The sequence below is a fragment of the Mesorhizobium sp. 113-3-3 genome (assembly GCF_016756495.1).
GTDB lineage: Bacteria > Pseudomonadota > Alphaproteobacteria > Rhizobiales > Rhizobiaceae > Mesorhizobium.
In genome coordinates this window covers 4,586,975-4,601,445 of record NZ_AP023243.1, presented here as the reverse complement: position 1 = coordinate 4,601,445, position 14,471 = coordinate 4,586,975, and the positions used below count along the sequence as shown (strand labels likewise).

Below are 14,471 nucleotides of genomic sequence, written 5' to 3'. Positions count from 1 at the left end.
TCCCTGAGTCAGAAATTCGCCCGTACCGCCCGGATCGCCTTGGCGATCGACAGTTCACGGTTCTCATCGACCGCGTTCTCGTCCTCGTGGTGCCAGGCCGCGGACAGGCAGCCATAGGCGATGGCATGGTCCAGTATCGCCGCCGGCGACTGCCCCAGCGTCCTGGCAAAGACTTCGGCCATATGCGCGATCCGCTGGGGATCGAGGCAGAGCGCGTCGCGGTCGAGCGGGTTGTAGAACATGTTGGCGGCGTCGAAGCCCGGGTCGCCGAGCACGCCCTTCGGGTCGATCACCAGCCAGCCGCGCCGGCCGTGCAGGATGTTGTCGTGGTGCAGGTCGCCATGCAGCGGCCTGATGTCGTGCGGATTGGACAGCAGCCGCTCGGCGATGGCTGCGGCCTCGACATAGAGGCTGTCATCACCGGCAGCGCGATCTGTCGCGGCTTTCTTGAACAGGCTGACGTACCGCTCCCTGAGTGGCTGAAGCTCGGGCGGGTAGGGGTGTTTGGATGGCGAAAACAGCTTCGCCATCACCTCCGCCGCGATCGCGGTCGCGGCGTTATCGCCCTGTTCATCGAGAACCCGCGCAAGCAACATGTCGCCTGCATATTCGAGCAGCATGCTGTGGCCGTCGCGCCCAAGCAGGCGCACCGCGCCTTCGCCGCGCCGCCAGGCGAGAAAATGTTCGCCACGCAGTTCGTCGGCGACATCGTCGAAAGGCTTGAGCGCCTTGACGACAGCCGGCGAGCCGTCCTCGCGAACAACCTTCCAGATGCGGCTCGAAAAGGTTTCGGCAATGAGTTCGGGCGCGCTGACTTTCCAGCGCGCCGGGAAGGCTGGTGCGTTCATCAAAGCCCGAGCATCAGGTCCATGTTCTGGACGGCTGCGCCCGAAGCACCCTTGCCGAGATTGTCGTAGACCGCCAGCAGCAGCGCCTGCGCGCTCTTGTCGTTGGCAAAGACATAGACCTTCATGCGGTTGGTGCCGTTGTAGATTTCGGGATCGATCTCCGGCATGCGCTCCAGTTGCGCATAGGGCGCCACCTCTACCACGCCGCCCTTGATGGCGGCGAAATGGTCGGCAATCGCCGCATGAAGTTCGGCGCCGGTCGGCACATGGTCGAGGCTGCCGAGCTGCAGCGGCACCACCGTGATCATGCCCTGGGCGAAATTGCCGACCGCCGGCTGCATGATCGGATCATGTGACAGCTTCGCATAGGCCCGCAGTTCCGGCACATGCTTGTGCTGCAGGGTCAGGCCATAGGGCAGGAACTCCGAAGCGTCCTCGCCCTTGGCGACATAATCTTCGATCATCGGCCGACCGCCACCCGAATAGCCCGAAATGCCGTTGACGGTGATCGGGAAGTCCGCCGGCAGCAGGCCGGCGGCAACCAGTGGCCGCAGCGTCGCGATCGGTCCCTGCGGCCAGCAACCGGGATTGGCGACGCGCTTGGCCGTGGCGATCGTCTTCGCCTGCTCCTTGTCCATCTCGGCGAAGCCATAGGCCCAGCCTTCGGCCACGCGATGCGCGGTCGAGGCATCGATGACCTTGGTGGTGTCGTTGGCGATCAGCGAGACGCTCTCCTTCGCCGCATCGTCCGGCAGACACAGGATCGCGATATTGGCGGCATTGAGGAATTCGGCGCGCGCCGCCGTTTCCTTGCGGCGCTCGGTGGGAATGGAAATGATCTCCAGGTCGCCACGCTCGGCAAGCAGCGCCCGGATTTGCAGGCCGGTGGTGCCGTGCTCGCCGTCGATGAAGATTTTCGGTTTCATGACCTGATCAAATTCCCTGATATTCCGAGACTATATGCCGTTGCCGTGATTCACGGCGGCACCGTTGTGATTGCCGTTGTTCATCTCTTCCTGCCGTGCCTTTCGTTCAGCCAGCAGGCCGAGATACTGCATGGCCACCATCGAGCCGGCGATCGCCGTTATATCGGCGTGATCGTAGGCCGGCGCAACCTCCACGACGTCGGCGCCGACAATATCGACCTGGTTGAGCTGGCGCAGCGTCGACAGGATCTTCGCCGAGGACGGCCCGCCGGCCACCGGCGTGCCGGTTCCGGGCGCATAGGCCGGATCGAGGCAGTCGATGTCGAAGGTCAGGTACGTCTTCTTGCCGCCGGTGCGGTCGACGATGGCGTAGGCGATGTCGGAGGCGCGCATCTCCTCGATCTCGTGGCCATAGAGGATCTTGATGCCGAACGTGTCGGGCGCGTGCGTCCGGATGCCGATCTGGATCGACCGGTCGGGATCGATGATGCCTTCCTTGACCGCGCGGCCGACGAAGGATCCGTGGTCGATGCGCTTGCCGTCATCCTCCCATGTGTCCTGATGCGCGTCGAACTGCACCAGGGCAAGTGGTCCGTGGATGGCGGCATGCGCCTTGAGCAGCGGCCAGGTGACGAAATGGTCGCCGCCGAGCGTCAAAAGGAAGGCGCCTGATTTCAGGATCTTGGCCGCCTCGCGCTCGATCGTGCCGGGCGTCTTCTGATGGTTGCCCGAATCGAGCAGGCAGTCGCCGTAATCGACCACCGCGAGGTGCTCGAACAGATCGCGCGAGAACGGGTATTGCGGGTCATTGTCGAGGATCGCCGAGGCGCGGCGTATAGCCTGCGGCCCGAATCGGGCGCCGGGCCGGTTGGTGACGGCGGCGTCGAAGGGGATGCCCCACACCACAGCATCCGCGCCCTTCACGTCCTTGGTGTATTTGCGCCGCATGAACGACAGCGCGCCGGAATAGGTCGGCTCAAGGGCGCCGCCCGTTTTGGAGCGGGCGGTGAAGGCGTGGTCGATGTTCTTGGTCGCCATTACTGGTCCTCGTTTTCATCGGGGTGCAACAACTACAGAACCGGCATGGAAGATGCCAGTCACAGCTTGGGGAGACGAAATGGCCCCGCCCGGGTGCCACGGCAAGACAGGATCTGTACCATCATGACGCAGGCCGCGTTTCTTAATCCGTCCGATGCCGTGGTGTCGACCCATGCCGGCACGATAGCGGGCGAGCGCTTCCAGGTCCTCGATTCGTGGCGCGGCATCTGCGCGCTTCTCGTGGCGCTGTTTCATTTCCCGACCGCTTCCGCGATCTCGCAGAGCAGCTTCATCGGTTCGTCCTATCTTTTCGTCGATTTCTTCTTCGTGCTTTCCGGCTTCGTCATCGCCAGCAGCTATGCCGATCGGTTGAACCAGCCGGCACAGGTCGCCCGCTTCGCATTGGTGCGCTTCGGCCGCATCTACCCGCTGCATCTCGTCATGCTCGCGGCCTTTGCGGGCTTCGAACTGCTGCGGCTGATGCTGCCGCAGCTGCATGGCGCCGGCGCTGCGCCCTTCACCGGCGGTTTCGATTTGAAGAGCTTGCTTGCCAATCTGCTCCTGCTGCAAGGGATGGGCTTCGAGGACCGGCTGACCTGGAATGCGCCGAGCTGGAGCATTTCGGCGGAGTTCTTCGCCTATCTCCTGTTCGCGGCCGTGGTCTTCGTCGCCGGCGCGCGTGCCTGGATATGGCTTGTCGCCGCCGCCGTCACCGCGCCGCTGTTCCTGCTCGGCTTCTCCACGCATCATATGGACGTATCCTACGATTTCGGCTTCATCCGCTGCCTCTACGGCTTCGCGCTCGGCGCCCTGCTGGCCTGGTTTCAGCATGATTCCATTGCAGAGGCGCGACAGCTCCTCGCCAGGAGCGGCCCGCGGCTGAGCTGGACCCTTGCCGAAACCATCATGGTGGCGGTCATCGTCCTCTTCGTCTCACTGGCGGGCAGCAATGATTTCGGCATCGCCGCGCCCCTGGTGTTCGCGCTGGCGCTGTTTCTCTTTGCCCATGAAGGCGGCTGGATTTCCGCTTTGCTGCGGGCGCCTTTCATGCTGACGCTCGGCGCGCTGTCCTATTCGATCTACATGGTCCACATCTTCGTCCAGGCACGCCTGATCAACGTTGCCGGGCTCGTCGAGCGCAAGCTCGGCCTGGGCCTGGTCGGCGACATCGTGCTGCGCGGCGAGCCGGCGACCGGCTTCGGCACTGGCTGGACCGGAACCGTGGCAATCGTCGTCATGCTCGTCGCCACCATCGCAGCCTCATGGATCACCTGGCGGCTGGTGGAGATGCCGGCCATGGCCTGGTTCCGCCGGCTGTCGAAGCGCATCTGACGCGGACATTTTGCGAAAGCCGCTAGCCGGCTTCGTTCACCCAGGTGTCACGGGCATCGCCTATTCCGGCTTCGATCCGGCAAGGAGCGATTCTCGATGCGGACAATCTGGCTGAGCCTTCTGCTTTGCACCGCCCTTGCGGCCGTCTCCGGTCAGGCCTTTGCGGGCGAAAGCCGCGCCAGGCAGATCCTCGACCGCTTCGAGCATGCCAACCAGTGGCGCGACCATGTCATGGTGGCCGCGCATCGGGCCGGCAGCATGCAGGCCGGCAAGACGCTCTATGCGGAAAATTCGCGCGCCGCTGTCGAAGGATCGATCGCGATGGGCGCCGAGATTGTCGAGGTCGACATCAGGCGCTCGAAGGACGGCGCTTTCGTCGTCATGCATGACAGCTGGCTCGACCGCACCACGACCTGCAAGGGCGAGGTGGTGAAATACACGTTGGCGGAACTGAAGGCTTGCCGGCTGGTGATCGAGGGCACCCGCGCCGTCACCGACGAGAGGGTTTCGACGTTGCGCGAAATGCTGCTGGCGACCAGGGACAGGATCCTCATCAATCTCGACAACAAGCTCGACGTCGGCGACCTCCCGGGCATGATCGCGGTGGCGCGCGATCTCGGCATGGCCGACCAGGTCATCGTCAAGGAAAACCTCTGGAACCAGACCAGGATTGCGACGGTGAAGGCGGCCATGGCCGCGATCGGCGGCGGCGTCCAGTTCATGCCGATCATCGCCGATGACGCGGTGCATGATGCAGGTTTCGCCGAAACGGTCGACCACGCCTTCTCGCCACGCGCGATCGAACTGATCAACTGGCGGGCAGGCGCCGAAACCCTGACCGAAACCGGTGGACCGCTGTTCAGCACACGCATGCGTGCCGCCGCGGTTCGGGGTAACTGGCACATCTGGGCCGACACCTACGCCATCGTCAACAAGCCGGGCGGCTTCCTCGCCGGCGGCCGTGGCGACGAACTGGCGGTCCAGGCCAGTCTGCCGCGCGAAGCCTGGGGTTTCTGGGCTGACCGCGGCGCCACCATCATCCAGACCGACGAGCCAAAGGCAGCCATCGACTGGCTCTCAGCGAACGGTTTTCGCGTGCCCTATGCCGGGACAGGCGAACGCATCGAGCCCGCCGCGACCGCCAGCATCAATTGATATGCCGTGATCGGCATCCCGGCCTGATTGTCGCAGGCTGGCCTCTCCTGACGGAACGGTGTCAGTGACGACCCGTTACCCCGTGGGCATGCCCGACACCATCGTTTTCAAACCCCGCGCGGCCTATGCCGCCACCGTCGCCGCCACCAGTCTCGGTTTCGTGGTGGTGCAGCTCGATGTCTCCATCGTCAATGTCGCGCTGAACAGAATCGGCGCCGCGCTCTCGATGGGCATAGGCGGCCTGCAATGGGTGGTCGACGCCTACACGCTTGCCTTCGCCTCGCTGCTGCTCGCCGGCGGCGCGCTCGGCGACAGGATCGGCGCCCGCCGCGTGTTCGTCGGCGGCATGGCGCTGTTCAGCATCGCCTCGCTGGTCTGTGGCCTGGCGCAGAGCCCCTGGGTGCTGATCGCGGCGCGTGCCGTGCAGGGCGCGGGCGCCGCCTTGCTGATGCCGTGTTCGCTAGCGCTGCTCAACCGTGCCTATGCCTCAGACAAGCCACGCCGGGCGCGTGCCGTCGGCCTGTGGACGGCGGCCGGCGGTATAGCGCTGTCGGCCGGCCCGGTGCTCGGCGGCTTCATGGTCGCGTCGCTGGGCTGGGCCAGCATTTTTCTGGTCAACCTGCCCATCGGCGCTCTCGCCATCTGGATGGCCTACCGGTTTCTTGAGGAAACGCCGCTCAAGGCCGAGCGGCCACCGATCGACTGGGCCGGGCAGGGGCTTGTCGTGCTGACGCTGTTTTCGCTGACGGGCGCCTTCATCGAGACTGGCTCGTCCGGCTGGACTTCGATGCTTGTCATCGGCGGGTTGGTCGTGGCGGCGGTGGCCGGAAGCCTGTTCCTGCTGGTCGAGAGCCGGACCAAGGCACCGATGTTTCCGCTGAAGCTGTTTGCCAGTCGTGTACCGGCGGCGACCAGCCTCGTCGGACTGGCGGTCAACCTGACGCTTTACGGCACCATCTTCATGCTCAGCCTCTATTTCCAGCAGGAAAGGCATTTTTCGCCCGAGATGACCGGGCTTGCCTTCCTGCCATTCATGGCGGCGGTCACCGTGTCGAACATTGCCGCCGGGCGCATCGCCGCCACCTATGGCCCAAGATTGCCGATGGCGATCGGCCTGCTTGTCGGCGCGGCCGGTTTCGGCCTGATGGCCCTGATCCAGCCCGACACGTCCTATCTGTCACTGCTGTGGCGGCTGCTGTTCCTGCCGGTCGGCATCGGTCTCGCGGTACCCGCCATGACCACAGCGCTGCTGTCGTCCGTGCCGACGGCGATGTCGGGAACAGCCTCGGGCGTACTCAACACAGTGCGCCAGTCGGGCGGGGCGATCGGCGTGGCGCTGTTTGGCTCCGCTCTGGCGCTGGGCACGATCCAGGGCATGCAACTGGCATTCCTGGCCTCAGCGCTTGCCGTGGCCGTTTCCGCACTTTGCGCATTCCTGTTCATCCGAGACGCCGACCATTCCGCCGCATAGGGATGCGTAATGCAAAAAGGCCGCCCGGAGGCGGCCTTTTCGATTGTCTGAAGTTTCGTAGCGCTTAGCGCTTCGAGAACTGGAAGCTGCGGCGGGCCTTCGCCTTGCCGTACTTCTTGCGCTCGACGACGCGGCTGTCGCGGGTCAGGAAGCCGCCCTTCTTGAGCACGGCGCGCAGCGCCGGCTCGTAGTAGGTCAGCGCCTTGGAGATGCCGTGACGAACCGCACCGGCCTGGCCGGAGAGGCCGCCGCCGACAACGGTGGCGACGATGTCGTACTGGCCTGCGCGGTTGGAAGCGATGATCGGCTGGTTGAGGATCATCTGCAGGACCGGACGCGCGAAATAGGTCGCGAATTCCTTGTCGTTGACGACGATCTTGCCGGAACCCGGCTTCACCCAGACACGCGCAATGGCGTTCTTGCGCTTGCCGGTGGCATAGGCGCGGCCCGACTTGTCGAGCTTCTGGACGTGGACGGGTGCCGCGGCCTGCGTATTGGTGTTGCCGGTGGCGGCGCCCAGTTCTGCGAGCGAGGAAAGCTCAGCCATCTTATGCGACCTTCTTGTTCTTGGAATTCAGCTTGGCCACGTCGAGGACTTCTGGCTGCTGGGCGACATGCGGATGCTCTGCGCCTGCATAGACGCGCAGGTTCTTCATCTGGCGACGGCCGAGCGGGCCACGCGGGACCATGCGCTCAACGGCCTTCTCGACGACACGCTCGGGGAAACGACCCTCGAGCAGCTGGCGCGCGGTGCGCTCCTTGATGCCGCCGGGGTGGCCGGTGTGCCAGTAATAGACCTTGTCGGTGAATTTCTTGCCGGTGAACACCACCTTGTCGGCATTGATGACGATGACATTGTCGCCGTCGTCGACATGCGGGGTGAAGGTCGGCTTGTGCTTGCCGCGAAGATGATTGGCGATGACAGTGGCCAGACGACCAACGACGAGACCTTCGGCGTCGATCAGGATCCACTTCTTCACCACATCCGCAGGCTTCTGCGAAAAGGTTGTCATGTTTTCTGCTCTCGGTTTTGACCTTCAAAGCGAAGGCGTTTCTTGTTGCTTGGATTGGCGATGAGCGCTTGCCCGCCGCCAATAACAAAACGGCGGCCTTTGCGGGCCGCTGCTTCGTGAGGGCTTATAGGCGAGGGTGGTTGTTGCGTCAAGGTGCGGGAAAAAGCAGATGTCTACAAAAACTAAGCAAAAACAATAGGTTGAATAAAAGGTATTATTTTACCACATCGATCAACGACTGCTTGTTTGGGGTGATCTCAGTGCTTTGCCTCGATTTCCTTGCGAGCCGCGCTGGAAAGGAATGCTGATCGCGTTATGCCACGTTCCCGTGCCGCGGCGTCAATCGCCCGCAAGACACCGCGCTCGAAAGTCACATTCGCCCTCACGACAGCGCTGTCATTGTCGATGAGCGGCACCGAGACCAGATAGCCGCCTTCGGCAAGCGCGTTGCGTATATCGGGAAGAGCAAAAATCGCTTCGTGGCTGGACGGCTCTGGAGCCGGCATATCCTCCGCCCACAATTGCAAGGCTTCAACCGCATTGGGTACGAGGTCCTCGGCCGTATCCGCGGCCGAAAAACATCCGGGAATGTCGGGAAAGCGAATACCGAACGCGCTGTCGGGGTCTTTCTCGACCAAGGCGAAATAATTCTTCATTGCGTGTTCCGGGGCGCTTCTGGTTGCCAGCGTCAATATCACACCCGCTTCGGCGGGATCGAATAGGTGCCAGTCGCGTGCGCGATCGTGTGTCCTTCCGGCCCGGCAACGATGTCGATATCGAACACCATCAGGCTCTTTCCGAGCTTCAGGATGCGGCAATGGCCGTCGATCGGCCCGGCCTCGGCTTTGCGCACGAAGTTGATGTCGAGATTGACCGTCACGGAAAGCGCATCCGGCCCGGCATGGGAGAGCACACAGACATAGCCGCCAATGTCGGCCAGCGTGAACAGCGAGGGACCGGATACGGTGCCGCCCGGGCGCAAATGCCGCTCGCCGGCATTGAGCCGCACGGTGCAGCCGCCCGGAAACACGTCGATGGCCTCGTAATATCTGAACTGGTCGTTGAGTTGCGGATAGACGGTTTCCATCAGCGTGTTGACTTGCGCTGCGGTCAGCACCGGCTTGAGGTTGGTCTGGGCGGGCATCTCGTTCTCTCGCTTTTAGGCCAAACCTCTATGAGCGCGGCAGGGCGCCTCTGGCAACACCTTCAGCCATCTGGCGCAAGCGATGGGTGTTGGACGAAGCCCGATCCGATATTAGATAGTCTGCCAACGCCGACCGGAATCGCGGAGACCTTCCATGGCCGAAATCCTTGCCATCAAGCCTACCGCTGTCGAGGGGCCGGTTACGAGCAGGCTGGACAAGGGCGTGCTGCGCCTCACCCTCGCCAATCCGCCCGCCAACGCCCTGTCGCTGGCGGTGATGGCGGCGCTGACGGCGGAACTCGACCGCGCCAAGGCCGACAAAGCCGTTCGCGTCATCGTGCTGTCGGCTGCGGGAAAAGTGTTCTGTGCCGGCCATGATCTCAAGGAAATGACGGCGCGCCGCGCCGATACCGACCGCGGCAAGGGCTTCTTTGAAGAGACCTTTGCCGCTTGTGCCCAGCTGATGCAGGCGATCGTGCGCCATCCCTTGCCGGTCATCGCCGAAGTCGACGGCCTGGCGACAGCCGCCGGCTTGCAACTGGTCGCCAGTTGCGACCTTGCAATCGCCTCGCATGAGGCGACGTTCTGCACGCCGGGCGTCAACATCGGCCTGTTCTGCTCGACACCGATGGTGGCGCTGTCGCGCAATGTCTCACGCAAGCAGGCGATGGAGATGCTGTTGACGGGCGAGACGATCGACGCGGCAACCGCCAAGGAATTCGGCCTGGTCAACCGCGTCGTGCCGCGCGAATACCTGAATCAGATCGTCACCAAATACGCGCAAACCATTGCTTCCAAATCATCTTTGGTGGTCAAGACCGGCAAGGAAGCCTTCTACGCGCAGGCCGAAATGGGACTGGCGGACGCCTATGCCTATACCGGCCGCGTCATGGTCGAGAACATGCTGGCGCGCGACGCGGAAGAAGGCATCGGGGCCTTTATCGGCAAGCGCAAGCCGGAATGGACGGACGAGTAACCTTGGAACCGCGCATCTCCATCATCACGATCGCGACGGACGATCTCGATCGCGCGGTGCGTTTCTACGAGGCAATGGGCCTGAAACGGCATACCGGCATCACCGACGGCGTCGCCTTCTTCCAGATGGGCGGGGCCATTCTCGGCCTGTTTCCGCGCGTCAGCGCCGAGGCGGATGCGGGGCTTGCCTTCACCAAGGCACCTTCCGCCGTCTATCTCGCCTACAACACCCGCTCCGACGCAGAAGTCGACGAGGTGCTCGCCATGGCGGAAAAGGCAGGCGGCCGCATCGTCAAGCCGGCCGGCCGCGCCTTCTGGGGCGGCTGGTACGGCTATTTCGCCGATGCCGACGGCCATATCTGGGAAGTGGCGCACAATCCGGCCTTTCCGATCGCGGAAGACGGCACGATTTCGCTGCCTGATTGATGGCCTACCGCAAGCAACTGACGCGGCTCAAGGCCCCCTATCTCAAGCGCATCCTGCTTGAACCGACGCGAGTCGAGGACTGGGAAAAGTACCCCTGGAACCTGCCACTGTTTCGCGGCCACGAATTCGAACTCGAATTCACCACGCCGATCACCATTATCGTTGGCGAGAACGGCACCGGCAAATCCACGCTTCTTGAGGCGATCGGCGCGCTGGCCGGCTACGACGAGGCCGGTGGCGGCAAAGGCTATCGCCCAGTCGACCACTCCGGCGCCATCGACAAGAGTGGCGCTGCGCTGGCAGACACATTCCGGGGTCACTGGCTGCCAAAAGTCACTGCCGGCTGGTTCTTTCGCGCCGAATCCTTCTACTCGGTCGCTCGTTACCTCGATCAGGCGGCGCTGACGTCTGGTGGGGCTCCGCCGGATTTCCTGTCCTGGTCGCATGGCGAAGGCTTTATCCGCTTCTTCGAGGAGCGCTGCCGCAGGCAAGGCATCTACATCCTCGACGAGCCGGAAAGCGCACTGTCGCCGTCGCGCCAGATCGAATTGCTGAAGATGCTGCGGCGCATGGACCAGTCGGGCACCGCGCAGGTGATCATGGCCACGCACTCACCGCTGCTGATGGCTTGTCCCGGAGCGCAGCTGTTCCGCATCAGCCGCTTCGGGCTCGAGCCTGCCGACTTTCGTGATACGGACCATTTCCGCATGTTGCGCGATTTCAGCAATGACCCGGATGGTTTTCTCACTGAGGCGTTGTATGAGGACGAGGCATGAATCACGATAGCTACGACAATGCCTACATCGGCGACATCCTCAATTCGGTGAAGACCATCGCCATGGTCGGCGCGTCGGCCAACGACGTGCGGCCGAGCTATTTCGTGCTGAAATACCTGCTGGCCAAGGGGTTTTCGGTGATCCCGATCAATCCCGGTCAGGCCGGCAAGGAGATCCTCGGCCGGATGACCTATGCCAGGCTGGCCGATATTCCGGGGCCGATCGACATGGTCGACATTTTTCGCGCCGCATCGGCGGTGCCTGGCATCGTCGACGAGGTGCTGCGGCTCGACCCCTTGCCGAAAGTCATCTGGATGCAGCTTGGCGTGCGTCATGACGAGGCCGCCGCGCGCGCCGAAGCCGCCGGCATCAAGGTGGTGATGAACCGCTGCCCCAAGATCGAGTACGGCAAGCTCTCCGGTGAGATCGGCTGGACCGGCGTCAATTCAGGCGTCCTGTCGTCGAAGAAACCGCTGATGCGGCAGGGTTTCCAGAGTTTCGGCGTGCGTCAGAAATAGGCCGCCAGCGAGAAGCGCAAAAATATTCCGGCTAACGCCGTATTTTCCTGCAGCTTCGTCGAAGGTCTCACGCCGAAGGGTATTTTCTTCTTTGCATTCCGAGCCGGGCTTCGCCAAGAATGCCCGGCGATTTTCAGAAATTTCTCGAGGGAGGTTTTAAGTGACCCGTACGCCCGGTTTCAACACGCTCGCCGTCCATGCCGGCGCCAAGCCCGATCCGGCCACCGGCGCGCGCGCCACGCCGATCTACCAGACGACCTCCTTCGTCTTCGACGATGCCGACCACGCCGCGTCGCTGTTCGGCCTGAAGGCCTTCGGCAACATCTACACCCGCATCATGAACCCGACGCAGGCCGTGCTTGAAGAGCGCGTCGCCGCACTTGAGGGCGGAACGGCCGCCCTTGCGGTCGCGTCCGGCCACGCCGCGCAGGTCATCGTGTTCCACAATCTGATGCAGCCGGGCGACAATTTCGTCGCCGCGACCAGGCTTTATGGCGGCTCGATCAACCAGTTCGGCCATGCCTTCAAGAATTATGGCTGGGAGGTGCGTTGGGCCGATACCAACGACATCTCGACCTTCGAGAGCCAGATCGACGACAGGACCAAAGCGATCTTCATCGAGAGCCTGGCCAATCCTGGCGGCACTTTCGTCGACATCGAGAAGATCGGCGACATCGCCCGCAAGCATGGCCTGCCGCTGATCGTCGACAACACGCTGGCCTCGCCCTATCTGATCCGGCCGATCGAGCATGGCGCCGACATCGTCGTCCATTCGCTGACCAAGTTCATCGGCGGCCACGGCAATTCGATCGGCGGCGTCATAGTCGATGGCGGCACCTTCGACTGGTCGAAGTCGGGCAAATACCCGATGCTGTCCGAGCCGCGCCCCGAATATGGCGGCCTCGTCCTGCACGAAACCTTCGGCAATTTCGCTTTCGCCATCGCCGCGCGCGTGCTCGGCCTGCGCGATCTCGGCCCGGCGATCTCGCCGTTCAACGCCTTCCTCATCCTGACCGGCCTGGAAACCCTACCGCTGCGCATGCAGCGCCATTGCGACAACGCCGTCACCGTCGCCGGCTGGCTGTCCAATCACCCCAAGGTTGCCTGGGTGAATTATCCCGGCCTTCCCAGCGACAAGAACAATGCGCTGCAGAAGAAATACTCGCCGCTGGGCGCAGGCGCCGTGTTCACCTTCGGCCTCAAGGGCGGCTACGAGGCCGGCGTCAAATTCGTCGAGGCGCTGGAACTGTTCTCGCACCTGGCCAATGTCGGCGACACCAAATCGCTGGTCATCCACCCGGCCTCGACCACGCACCGCCAGCTTTCCGACGAGCAGAAGGTCAAGGCCGGCGCCGGCCCGGACACCGTGCGGCTTTCGATCGGCATCGAGGACGTTACCGATATCGTCGCCGACCTCGAACAGGCACTCGCCAAGGTTTGATTGCTGATGGCTGCTTTTCTTTCAGTCGACACCAAGAGCGTCGAACCCGAATCCGGCGCGCCCGCGCCGGACCGGCTGATCTCGGGCGATCCGAAATTCCGTACCTGGAATGTCGAGGAGCGGGACGGCGGCCTCTATGCCGGCATCTGGGAATCGACTCCCGGCAAATGGCGCATCGTCTATGACGAATGGGAGTTCTGCCACATCCTGTCCGGCGTTTCGGTGATCGCGGAAGATGGGGGGCAAGCTCACACCGTCAAGACCGGCGACAGTTTCGTTCTGAGGCCGGGCTTCAGGGGCAGCTGGGAAGTGCTTGAAACGACCCGCAAGGAGTATGTGATCAAGCTGTGATCATTTCACCGGAAACTGGCTGAGGCAGGCTTCCGACGCCTTGTCGTGCGCCGTCAGCAGATCGGCGTCCTGGGCCTCGATATCGGCGTCAGATATCTCGTCGCGATAATATTGCGCCAGGAGGTCGAGCCCCTGCTGGCTGACGCCATAGGTCGGGATTTCGCGCGCGACGCATCCGCAAAGCGCGAGCGCGCGGTCCGGCGAACCAGTCTTGTGGTTGGTCAGGATGAAATCCTGCACCGGGCAGGCGTCGAGGAAGCCATTGAAGTTCAGCTTCTGCTGCGGCTGGTCCCCATGATCGAAATAGGCCGGCGGCCATTGGCTTTTGCCGCTCGCCACGTCACAGCCGGTGGCGACGTCCTGGGCACTTTTCGACAAAGCGAGCCAGGCATCTTCCTTGTCGCCTATTGGATACTCGATTTCCTGCCCGGCAATCGAAGCCGTGTAGGCATCAAGGTCGGCCTGTTTGAAGCCGACGACCTGAAATCGGTTGACCTGGCATTGGCATGCCGTGGCCGCCTGTTCCGCTTCCCCCTCGGCCGGCTGCTCGCCCAACTTGTTTTTCTGACAGGCGGCCACGAAGGCTGCGCCATCGAGCGTCGAAGCCGGGAAGGTGGAAGCGTCGAGATAGCGCTTTCCGTCCCAACCGATCGTCAGCGTGTCGGATTGGATGTCGAAAAAATCGTTACGTTTGAAGGGGCTGAGTGCGATCTTGTCCTGCGGCACCAGTCGCACGCCGGGAATGTCGCCCAGAACCTCATGATAGCTGTCGTCTTCCAGGACGAACAGGAAGTTGCCGCATTTGACCCCGTCGCAGCCCGGCGCATAGCGGTAGGCGAAGATTTCAGGCAAGCCGTCCAGATTGAGATCGACCTCGATGGCGAAGGACGCCAGCGGCAGGCCCTTCGATCCGGTCTGCCGTTCCAGGAGCACCATTGCCATCTTCTGGGCGATGGCCATGCTGTTCTCCCACGGGATATTTTCCGGCTGTTGCTGGGCGCGCGCCATGCCCAGGCAGGCGCATAGCAACGCCAATGCGAACGCCGTCGCCGGTCTC

At 63.1% G+C, this 14,471-nt stretch carries 17 protein-coding genes; 9 read left to right on the top strand and 8 right to left on the bottom strand.

The annotated features are described in order from the left end of the window. Positions 1 to 8: 8 nt before the first annotated feature. Genes JG746_RS22595 through speB form a run of 3 tightly spaced genes read right to left on the bottom strand, consistent with a single transcriptional unit; the run spans position 9 to position 2,812 of the window. Positions 9 to 848 carry an aminoglycoside phosphotransferase family protein gene (locus tag JG746_RS22595; protein WP_446721055.1) on the bottom strand — a complete coding sequence of 280 codons (840 nt, stop codon included), beginning with the start codon at positions 846 to 848 and terminating at the stop codon, positions 9 to 11. After that, positions 848 to 1,774 carry an N-acetyl-gamma-glutamyl-phosphate reductase gene (gene argC / locus JG746_RS22590; protein ID WP_202354740.1) on the bottom strand — a complete coding sequence of 309 codons (927 nt, stop codon included), beginning with the start codon at positions 1,772 to 1,774 and terminating at the stop codon, positions 848 to 850. Before argC ends, JG746_RS22595 begins: the two co-directional genes overlap by 1 nt. Before the next feature lie 30 nt (positions 1,775 to 1,804). Beyond that, the gene (gene speB, locus JG746_RS22585) at positions 1,805 to 2,812 is read right to left on the bottom strand and encodes an agmatinase (protein ID WP_010915634.1); all 1,008 of its coding nucleotides are present in this window, start codon (positions 2,810 to 2,812) and stop codon (positions 1,805 to 1,807) included. 123 nt (positions 2,813 to 2,935) lie between these two features. On the opposite strand from speB, the gene JG746_RS22580 reads away from it, so the two are divergent. The 3 genes from JG746_RS22580 (at position 2,936) to JG746_RS22570 (ending at position 6,770) form a co-directional block, all read left to right on the top strand. Continuing rightward, the gene (locus JG746_RS22580) at positions 2,936 to 4,144 is read left to right on the top strand and encodes an acyltransferase family protein (RefSeq protein WP_202354739.1); all 1,209 of its coding nucleotides are present in this window, start codon (positions 2,936 to 2,938) and stop codon (positions 4,142 to 4,144) included. A gap of 96 nt (positions 4,145 to 4,240) precedes the next feature. After that, entirely contained in the window at positions 4,241 to 5,299 is a 1,059-nt protein-coding gene (locus JG746_RS22575) for a glycerophosphodiester phosphodiesterase family protein (RefSeq protein ID WP_202354738.1), read from the top strand. Positions 5,300 to 5,363: 64 nt separating this feature from the next. Beyond that, positions 5,364 to 6,770 carry an MFS transporter gene (locus tag JG746_RS22570; RefSeq protein WP_244730391.1) on the top strand — a complete coding sequence of 469 codons (1,407 nt, stop codon included), beginning with the start codon at positions 5,364 to 5,366 and terminating at the stop codon, positions 6,768 to 6,770. A 64-nt stretch (positions 6,771 to 6,834) separates the two neighbouring features. Here JG746_RS22570 and rpsI read toward each other — a convergent pair whose 3' ends face one another. The 4 genes from rpsI to JG746_RS22550 all read right to left on the bottom strand — a co-directional run bounded on the left by rpsI (position 6,835) and on the right by JG746_RS22550 (position 8,927). Beyond that, entirely contained in the window at positions 6,835 to 7,317 is a 483-nt protein-coding gene (gene rpsI / locus JG746_RS22565; RefSeq protein WP_013895952.1) for a 30S ribosomal protein S9, read from the bottom strand. A 1-nt stretch (position 7,318) separates the two neighbouring features. Continuing rightward, positions 7,319 to 7,783, bottom strand: coding sequence for a 50S ribosomal protein L13 (gene rplM / locus JG746_RS22560; RefSeq protein WP_010915638.1), 465 nt, complete (start codon positions 7,781 to 7,783; stop codon positions 7,319 to 7,321). A 257-nt stretch (positions 7,784 to 8,040) separates the two neighbouring features. Further along, on the bottom strand, positions 8,041 to 8,439 hold the full coding sequence (locus JG746_RS22555; protein WP_202359437.1) for a type II toxin-antitoxin system HicB family antitoxin: 399 nt from the start codon (positions 8,437 to 8,439) through the stop codon (positions 8,041 to 8,043). Between the two features lie 38 nt (positions 8,440 to 8,477). Next, positions 8,478 to 8,927 carry a PaaI family thioesterase gene (locus JG746_RS22550; protein ID WP_202354737.1) on the bottom strand — a complete coding sequence of 150 codons (450 nt, stop codon included), beginning with the start codon at positions 8,925 to 8,927 and terminating at the stop codon, positions 8,478 to 8,480. 154 nt (positions 8,928 to 9,081) lie between these two features. Here JG746_RS22550 and JG746_RS22545 point away from each other — a divergent pair, with 154 nt between their 5' ends. From JG746_RS22545 to JG746_RS22520, 6 genes are all read left to right on the top strand, one after another. Continuing rightward, positions 9,082 to 9,903, top strand: a complete 822-nt coding sequence (locus tag JG746_RS22545; RefSeq protein WP_202354736.1) for an enoyl-CoA hydratase — start codon at positions 9,082 to 9,084, stop codon at positions 9,901 to 9,903. A 2-nt stretch (positions 9,904 to 9,905) separates the two neighbouring features. Next, positions 9,906 to 10,328 (top strand): VOC family protein, encoded by a 423-nt coding sequence (locus JG746_RS22540; RefSeq protein WP_202354735.1) that lies wholly within the window; start codon positions 9,906 to 9,908, stop codon positions 10,326 to 10,328. Beyond that, on the top strand, positions 10,328 to 11,104 hold the full coding sequence (locus tag JG746_RS22535; protein WP_202354734.1) for an AAA family ATPase: 777 nt from the start codon (positions 10,328 to 10,330) through the stop codon (positions 11,102 to 11,104). Before JG746_RS22540 ends, JG746_RS22535 begins: the two co-directional genes overlap by 1 nt. Continuing rightward, on the top strand, positions 11,101 to 11,622 hold the full coding sequence (locus JG746_RS22530) for a CoA-binding protein (RefSeq protein ID WP_202354733.1): 522 nt from the start codon (positions 11,101 to 11,103) through the stop codon (positions 11,620 to 11,622). The genes JG746_RS22535 and JG746_RS22530 overlap by 4 nt, the downstream gene beginning before the upstream one ends. Positions 11,623 to 11,782: 160 nt before the next feature. Then, positions 11,783 to 13,063: an O-acetylhomoserine aminocarboxypropyltransferase gene (locus tag JG746_RS22525; protein ID WP_019857664.1), complete on the top strand. Its 1,281-nt coding sequence runs from the start codon at positions 11,783 to 11,785 to the stop codon at positions 13,061 to 13,063. A 6-nt stretch (positions 13,064 to 13,069) separates the two neighbouring features. Beyond that, positions 13,070 to 13,414 carry a cupin domain-containing protein gene (locus tag JG746_RS22520; RefSeq protein ID WP_202354732.1) on the top strand — a complete coding sequence of 115 codons (345 nt, stop codon included), beginning with the start codon at positions 13,070 to 13,072 and terminating at the stop codon, positions 13,412 to 13,414. Here JG746_RS22520 and JG746_RS22515 read toward each other — a convergent pair whose 3' ends face one another. Continuing rightward, positions 13,415 to 14,374 carry a hypothetical protein gene (locus tag JG746_RS22515; RefSeq protein ID WP_244730388.1) on the bottom strand — a complete coding sequence of 320 codons (960 nt, stop codon included), beginning with the start codon at positions 14,372 to 14,374 and terminating at the stop codon, positions 13,415 to 13,417. Between the last annotated feature and the right edge of the window lie 97 nt (positions 14,375 to 14,471).

What these genes read in the sequence shown, in the direction of transcription:
- JG746_RS22515 (WP_244730388.1), bottom strand. Translation starts at nt 14,374, where the DNA reads ATGGCCATCGCCCAGAAGATGGCAATGGTGCTCCTGGAACGGCAGACC.
- JG746_RS22555 (WP_202359437.1), bottom strand. Translation starts at nt 8,439, where the DNA reads ATGAAGAATTATTTCGCCTTGGTCGAGAAAGACCCCGACAGCGCGTTC.
- JG746_RS22535 (WP_202354734.1), top strand. Translation starts at nt 10,328, where the DNA reads ATGGCCTACCGCAAGCAACTGACGCGGCTCAAGGCCCCCTATCTCAAG.
- JG746_RS22520 (WP_202354732.1), top strand. Translation starts at nt 13,070, where the DNA reads ATGGCTGCTTTTCTTTCAGTCGACACCAAGAGCGTCGAACCCGAATCC.
- JG746_RS22545 (WP_202354736.1), top strand. Translation starts at nt 9,082, where the DNA reads ATGGCCGAAATCCTTGCCATCAAGCCTACCGCTGTCGAGGGGCCGGTT.
- JG746_RS22595 (WP_446721055.1), bottom strand. Translation starts at nt 848, where the DNA reads ATGAACGCACCAGCCTTCCCGGCGCGCTGGAAAGTCAGCGCGCCCGAA.
- JG746_RS22530 (WP_202354733.1), top strand. Translation starts at nt 11,101, where the DNA reads ATGAATCACGATAGCTACGACAATGCCTACATCGGCGACATCCTCAAT.
- argC (WP_202354740.1), bottom strand. Translation starts at nt 1,774, where the DNA reads ATGAAACCGAAAATCTTCATCGACGGCGAGCACGGCACCACCGGCCTG.
- JG746_RS22575 (WP_202354738.1), top strand. Translation starts at nt 4,241, where the DNA reads ATGCGGACAATCTGGCTGAGCCTTCTGCTTTGCACCGCCCTTGCGGCC.
- JG746_RS22580 (WP_202354739.1), top strand. Translation starts at nt 2,936, where the DNA reads ATGACGCAGGCCGCGTTTCTTAATCCGTCCGATGCCGTGGTGTCGACC.
- rpsI (WP_013895952.1), bottom strand. Translation starts at nt 7,317, where the DNA reads ATGGCTGAGCTTTCCTCGCTCGCAGAACTGGGCGCCGCCACCGGCAAC.
- rplM (WP_010915638.1), bottom strand. Translation starts at nt 7,783, where the DNA reads ATGACAACCTTTTCGCAGAAGCCTGCGGATGTGGTGAAGAAGTGGATC.
- speB (WP_010915634.1), bottom strand. Translation starts at nt 2,812, where the DNA reads ATGGCGACCAAGAACATCGACCACGCCTTCACCGCCCGCTCCAAAACG.
- JG746_RS22550 (WP_202354737.1), bottom strand. Translation starts at nt 8,927, where the DNA reads ATGCCCGCCCAGACCAACCTCAAGCCGGTGCTGACCGCAGCGCAAGTC.